The sequence below is a fragment of the Leucobacter sp. M11 genome (assembly GCF_035726885.1).
Lineage (GTDB): Bacteria > Actinomycetota > Actinomycetes > Actinomycetales > Microbacteriaceae > JAPFRB01.
Map to the genome: position 1 here is coordinate 166130 of NZ_JAPFRB010000006.1, position 6451 is coordinate 172580.

Here is a 6451-nt window from a genome sequence, read left to right on the forward strand (position 1 = left end):
CGTCGTCGGCACCCTCATGGCCGCCCAGGTCCTCGGCGGACTCGGCGTCGGGGCGACCCTCTCGGTCGGCTCCCTGCTCATCGTCGAGGTCACGGGCAACGAGTCCCTGAGCGGGCTCGCCGCGACCACCTCCACGCTCGGCGCGGCGATCGCGGGGATCCCGCTCGCCCGCCTCGCGGTCACCCGGGGCCGCCGCGTCGCGCTGTCGCTCGGCAACCTGATCGCCGTGCTCGGCGCGGTCCTCGTCGTCACCGCCGCCGTCACCGGGACGGGCTGGCTCCTCTTCGCGGGGATGGCCTGCCTGGGCGTCGCGAGCGCCGTCCAGCTGCAGTCCCGCTTTGCCGCGGCGGATCTTGCGGACCGGCGTTCCCGGGCCCGAGACCTCTCCCTCGTGGTCTGGTCGACGACGGTCGGCGCGGTGCTCGGCCCCAATCTGGTCGGGCCGGGGGAGCGCATCGGGGCGCTGCTCGGGCTGCCCGAGCTCACCGGGGTGTTCGCCTTCACGGTCGTCGCCCAGCTCGCCTCGGCGCTGACCATCTGGCTCTTCCTCCGCCCCGATCCGCTGCTGCTCGGGCGCGAGCTCGCCGCGGCGAACCTCGCCACGGGCCACGTCCCCGAGTCCGTCGCGGTGCCGCTGAGCCCCGAGCGGGCAGCGCGGGTGCAACGCCTCGCGATCGCGATCATCGCGCTCGGGCACGCGGTCATGGTCGGGGTCATGGCGATGACGCCGCTCCACCTCATGCACGGCGGGCACGGCGTCACTGTGATCGGCCTCACCATCAGCCTGCACATCGCGGGAATGTACGCCCTCTCGCCGGTCTTTGGCTCGCTCACGGGCCGCTTCGGCGCGGTGCCCGTCGTGCTCGGCGGGGGCGCGGTCCTGCTCGCCGCCGTCGCCTGCACCGGGCTCTGGGGCCACTCCAGCACGATCGTCCAGCTCGGCCTGATCCTGCTCGGGCTCGGCTGGAGCGCGGTAACGGTCGCGGGGGCCGCGCTGCTCACCGGCGTCACCCCGCACGAGTCCCGGACCCGGCGCCAGGGGCAGTCCGACACCACGATGAATCTCGCGGGGGCGGCAGCCGGTGCCGGCGCCGGGCTCCTCTTCGCCGCGGGCGGCTTCTCGCTCGTTTCCGGGGTCGCGGCCCTGATCCTCATCCTGCTCGTGGTCTTCATCATTCGCGTGCGGGTCCTGACGCGCGCCCAGGTCCTCCGGTGATGCGGGGCATCCGGCGCTGGGCGCAGCTGCTCGTCGGCTACGTCCTCTTCGGCATCGCCTGCGCGCTCATCATCCGCGGCGGCGTGGGCAACGACCCCTGGACCGTGTTCTCCCAGGGGCTGAGCGTGCGCATCGGGATCTCCATCGGCATCCTGACGACCCTGATCGGCCTGGTCGTGCTCCTCGCCTGGATCCCGCTCCGGCAGCGTCCCGGCCTCGGCACGGTCGGCAACATCCTCGTCGTCGGCCCCTTCATCGACGTCGGGATGCTGTTCCTGCCCGAGGCCCCCTCGTTCTGGATCGGCCTGCTCATGTGCCTGGGCGGCATCGCCCTGCTTGCCCTGGCCACGGGCCTCTACATCGGCGCACGGATGGGCCCCGGCCCGCGCGACGGGCTCATGACGGGCCTGCACCAGCGCTTCGGCTGGCCGATCTGGGCCGCCCGCACCTCGGTCGAGGTGAGCGTGCTCGCGATCGGCTGGCTCCTGGGCGGCACGGTCGGCCTCGGCACGCTCCTGTTCGCGGGGCTCGTTGGCCCCCTCTGCAACATCGCCCTGCCCCTGTTTGACCTCGGACCGGTCACCCCGAAGCCCGAAACGGACAGCGCCCCCACGGAACGGGTGGGCACCGAGTAAGCTGGGGGGGATGTCACACGAAACTGTCACCCCGTTCTCCTCCGCCACCGGCCAGGACGTCCGCGTCCGCTTCTGCCCCTCGCCGACCGGCACCCCGCACGTCGGCATGGTGCGCACGGCGCTGTTCAACTGGGCCTACGCCCGGCACACCGGCGGCACCTTCGTCTTCCGGATCGAGGACACCGACGCCGCCCGGGACAGCGAGGAAAGCTACCACCAGATCCTCGACTCCCTGCGCTGGCTCGGCCTGGACTGGGACGAGGGCATCGACGCGGGCGGGGAGCACGGCCCCTACCGGCAGTCCCAGCGCGGCGACATCTACCAGGGCGTCATCGAGAAGCTCGTCGCGGGCGGACACCTGTACGAGAGCTACTCCACCGCCGAGGAGATCGACGCGCGCAACGAGGCCGCCGGGCGACCCAAGCAGCTCGGCTACGACAACTACGACCGCGACCTCACCGAGGAGCAGAAGGCCGCCTTCCGCGCCGAGGGCCGCCAGCCCGCGCTGCGCCTGCGCGTGCCCGACACAGACCTCTCCTTCACCGACCTGGTCCGCGGCGACATCACCTTCCCGGCGGGTGCCACGATCGACTTCGTCGTCGTCCGCCCGAACGGTGCCCCGCTCTACACGCTCGTCAACCCCGTCGACGACGCGCTCATGGGCATCACCCACGTCCTCCGCGGCGAGGACCTGCTCTCGAGCACCCCGCGCCAGATCGCGCTGTACCTGGCGCTCATCGAGGTGGGCGTGACGAGCTTCGTGCCCCAGTTCGGTCATCTGCCCTACGTGCTCGGCGAGGGCAACAAGAAGCTGTCCAAGCGCGACCCCGAGTCGAACCTGCTGCACCACCGCGACCGCGGGTTCATCCCCGAGGGGCTGCTCAACTACCTCTCGCTGCTCGGCTGGTCGCTCAGCCACGACCGCGACATCTTCACGAGCGACGAGATGATCGCCGCCTTCGACGTGACCGACGTGAACCCGAACCCGGCACGCTTCGACCAGAAGAAGGCCGACTCGGTCAACGCGGAGCACATCCGCATGCTGGACGAGGCCGATTTCGGCGAGCGGATCCTGCCGTACCTGATCGCGGGCGGCGTGCTCCCCGTCGAGCCGAGCCCCGCCCAGCGAGAGATTCTCGCGAAGGCCGTGCCCCTCGTCCAGAGCCGGGTGACCGTGCTCAGCGAGGTCGTCGGGCTGATGGGCTTCCTGTTCCGGCCCACCGCCGAGCTGGTCATCGAGGACGACGCGATGTCGTCCCTGCCCGCGAACGCGGCCGAGGTGCTCACCGCCTCGACGGCGGCGCTCACCGCCCTCGGCGAGGACGACTGGACGACCGAGAAAATTCAGGCCGCCCTGCAGGGCGCGCTCGTTGACGAGCTGGGCCTGAAGCCCCGCATCGCCTTTGGCCCGCTGCGCGTCGCGGCCTCCGGCCGGCGCGTCTCGCCCCCGCTCTTCGAGTCCTTCGAGCTGCTCGGCCGCGCCGACAGCCTCGAGCGCATCGCCCTGCTGAACGGCCGGTTGGCGTAACCGTGACCGAAACTGTCGACGTTGTCATCATCGGGGGCGGCCCCGCGGGCCTCTCCGCCGGGTTAAACCTGGTGCGGGCCAACCGCAGCGTGCTCATCGTGGACAGTAACCGGCCTCGGCACTCCGCAACGCTGCAATCGCACGGCTTCCTGACCCGGGACGGGGCCTCCCCGCTGGAGCTGCGCCGGCTCGGGCGCGAGGAGTTCGAAGCGTACCCGACGGCCCGCTTCGCCCAGGCGAAGGTGACCGAGGTCACCGCCGAGCCGGGCCAGCCGGCTGACGCGGATCCGCTCGGCTTCCGCGTCCGCGCCGCCGGGATCCGCGGGGGCGCCAACGTCGACGTGCGCGCCTCGCGCGTCCTGATCGCCGCTGGCCTGACCGAGGAGCTGCCGCCGCTGCCGCTCATGCGCGCCTTTTACGGCACCGCGCTGCACAGCTGCGTCGAGTGCGACGGCTTCGAGAAGTCCGAGAAGCCCCTCGCGCTGATCGGGGAGACCACGGACGTCTTCGCCCGGGCGCTCCTGATCAGCCGGTTCAGCTCCGACCTCATCGTGTTCACGAACGGCGCGGACACGGTCCGACCCGAGCAGGAGGCGCAGCTCGCCTCGCTCGGCATCCGCGTCGAGCGCCGCGAGATCGTCGACCTGGTGGGGGAGCGCGCGGAGATGACCGGCGTGCAGCTCGCCGACGGAACCGTGATTGAGCGGGTGGGTGGCTTCGTCCGGCCCCGCTGGCACGCCCCTGTCGAGTTCCTGGCCGACGCCGAGATCGAGCGGGACGACTGGGGACTGCTCGTCGTGAGCGAGCGGGGCGAGACCTCGGTCCGCGGCATCTACGCCGTGGGGGACATCGTGCCCCCCGGGCCGCAGCAGCTCATCATCGCCGCGGGTGGCGGGGCCCGGGTTGCCGCCCGGATCAATCTCGATCTCATCCGGGCCGCCCTCCCCGAGGAGAGCGCCTAGGGCGCTGAGCTCGACCGCTCCTGTCGCTCGTCGTAGCCCGCACGGGCGGCCAGGATTTCTGTCCGGTGCTCGCTCACCCACTGCGCGAGCGCGAGCACGGGCACGCTGAGCCGCCGGCCCAGGGTCGTTGCCTCGTACTCGACCCGCGGGGGGATCTCCGGGAAGCTCGTCCGCGTGACCATCCCGTCGCGTTCCAGGTGCCGCAGGGTTTGCGTCAGCATCCGATGGCTGATGCCCGCGACCTGCTGCTGCACCTCGCCGAAGCGCAGCGGTCCCTCGGAGAGCACCCCGATCACGAGCAGGCTCCACTTATCGGCCAGCCGGGCGAGCAAATCCCGGATGAGGGGGCTGTCCTCGTGCTCCGCGTGGCAGGGTCCGATGCCCTCCCGGAGTTCGCGGCAGGGATCGGGGGCGGAGGCGGGGCGGGAATCGAGAGTCATGCTGATCTTTCTTGGGGAGCGGGGTCGGGGAGGAAGCGGCGGCGACGGACGACCGGGGATCGCGGCCTGACGCACGCCCGGGTGCGTGACGCACCGAGCAGGGCGTGGCGGCGTTCGTGTATAACGGATGTTTCGTGCGTCACGCACTCAGAGTAACTAACTTTGTCTGAAAGGACATCCCTGATGATCATTGCTCACCTCATCCTGGCCACCGTGACCGGTCTCCTCTTCCTGATGGCCGGCGGCGCCAAGCTGGTGGTGCCGATCCCGAAGCTCCGCGAACAAATGAGTTTCGCCCGGGAGTACACCCCGGCGATGGTTCGCTTCGTCGGCTGGACCGAGGTGCTCGGCGGCTTGGGCACTGGGCTGGCCGCGTGGCTCGGTATCCAGCCGTGGATCTCGGTCGTCGCGGCGCTCGGGCTGGTGTGCGTCATGGCGCTCGCCGCGCGATTCCACCTCATCCACGATGAGCGATCCGACATCCCGAAGAACGTGGTGCTCGGCCTGCTCGCGCTCGCGACCGCGGTCGTCGGCGCGCTCCGCCTCCTGGGTTAGGCAGCCCGGCTCGCCCCGCCGGGCGACGCAATGCGACGGGACGGCAGATTCGCGCCCCCGGGTCCTCGACCCGGGGGCGCGACGCGGTTAAGCTGAGCCCATGAAACTCGCCGAAGCGTTAGCCCTCCGTGCCGACCTCAGCGCCCGACTGGCTCAGCTGGCCAGCCGCGCCGAGCAGAACGTGCTCGTCCAGGAGGGGGATGAGCCCGCCGAGGACACCCGCTCCCTGATCGCCGAGCACGATCGGCTCTCGGCCGAGCTGGAGGAGCTCATCCTCCGCATCAACCAGACGAACCTGACGGTGCCGACCCGGGTCACCCCGACGATGACCGCGGCGCTCGCGAAGCGGGACGTGCTTCGCGGCCGGGTGCAGCTGCTGCGCCGGGTTGCGGACCAGGCCTCCCAGCGCACCGAGCGCGGGCAGCGGAGCGAGCTGCGCTGGGTCTCCGCGGTCGAGGTGCCCGCGGTCCGCCGAGACGCGGACCGACTCTCCGCGGAGCTTCGGGACCTGGACACCGCGATCCAGGAGGCGAACTGGTCCGCCGAGCTGATCGAGGTGGGGCCGGGCGGGTAGGGGGAGGACGCCGGGAGTCGGTACCTTCGATCCGAAGCGAGCGCACCCCCACGCTGCCCGGGGTTTGGGCAGCACGTCACGGTCGCGGAACCGACCGCCAGGGGAAACCCGCACGGCGCATGTTCCGCACGGGGCACCCGCGCAGGGGGCAGTTTTGCCCCGCACGGGGCACATCGCATCACCGCGCGCTGGTCGGATTGTGGGGAGGGCGGGATCGGGGATCTCCCGGCGGAAATGAGTGATCTTTGTGGAGTGCTGGGGTTTTGGGAACGGTGCCCGCAGAGACACGCCCGGGGTGATGGGCGGAGTTGTGGCGGGGCTGGGGCCTGCGTATAGTTATCTCTTGTCAGCAAGACGGTGCGGGACGCGGACAGCGGCCCGGCAGTCACAGCGAGACAGACACACTCTCAAAACTCCCTCGGGAGGGATGAATAGCAGTGTGACCAAACTTCGAGAGAAGAACTCTTCGGAAGCCTTCGGGTGGTACGGCGGGTGTCTGGTCCTTGAGAACTCAATAGCGTGCACAATGTCAAATGCCAAA

Annotated in this window: 7 protein-coding genes; 6 read left to right on the top strand and 1 reads right to left on the bottom strand. The window is 70.8% G+C overall.

Annotated features, from left to right (window positions below; genetic code table 11):
* The 4 genes from OOT08_RS17865 to OOT08_RS17880 form a co-directional block, all read left to right on the top strand.
* Window positions 1-1216, top strand: a 1216-nt coding sequence (locus OOT08_RS17865; RefSeq protein ID WP_325094207.1) for an MFS transporter, incomplete at its 5' end; no start/stop codon positions are given.
* Entirely contained in the window at window positions 1216-1851 is a 636-nt protein-coding gene (yczE, locus tag OOT08_RS17870) for a membrane protein YczE (protein WP_325094230.1), read from the top strand. The genes OOT08_RS17865 and yczE, both read left to right, overlap by 1 nt.
* 10 nt (window positions 1852-1861) lie before the next feature.
* The gene (gene gltX, locus OOT08_RS17875) at window positions 1862-3379 is read left to right on the top strand and encodes a glutamate--tRNA ligase (protein WP_325094208.1); all 1518 of its coding nucleotides are present in this window, start codon (window positions 1862-1864) and stop codon (window positions 3377-3379) included.
* A gap of 2 nt (window positions 3380-3381) precedes the next feature.
* Window positions 3382-4341 (top strand): NAD(P)/FAD-dependent oxidoreductase, encoded by a 960-nt coding sequence (locus OOT08_RS17880; protein WP_325094209.1) that lies wholly within the window; start codon window positions 3382-3384, stop codon window positions 4339-4341.
* On the opposite strand, the gene OOT08_RS17885 is transcribed toward OOT08_RS17880, so the two are convergent.
* Window positions 4338-4781: a winged helix-turn-helix transcriptional regulator gene (locus OOT08_RS17885; RefSeq protein WP_325094210.1), complete on the bottom strand. Its 444-nt coding sequence runs from the start codon at window positions 4779-4781 to the stop codon at window positions 4338-4340. The genes OOT08_RS17880 and OOT08_RS17885 overlap by 4 nt on opposite strands.
* Before the next feature lie 183 nt (window positions 4782-4964).
* Here OOT08_RS17885 and OOT08_RS17890 point away from each other — a divergent pair, with 183 nt between their 5' ends.
* Window positions 4965-5336: a DoxX family protein gene (locus OOT08_RS17890; protein WP_325094211.1), complete on the top strand. Its 372-nt coding sequence runs from the start codon at window positions 4965-4967 to the stop codon at window positions 5334-5336.
* A 100-nt stretch (window positions 5337-5436) separates the two neighbouring features.
* Window positions 5437-5910: a DIP1984 family protein gene (locus tag OOT08_RS17895; protein WP_325094212.1), complete on the top strand. Its 474-nt coding sequence runs from the start codon at window positions 5437-5439 to the stop codon at window positions 5908-5910.
* The last annotated feature ends 541 nt before the right edge of the window (window positions 5911-6451 follow it).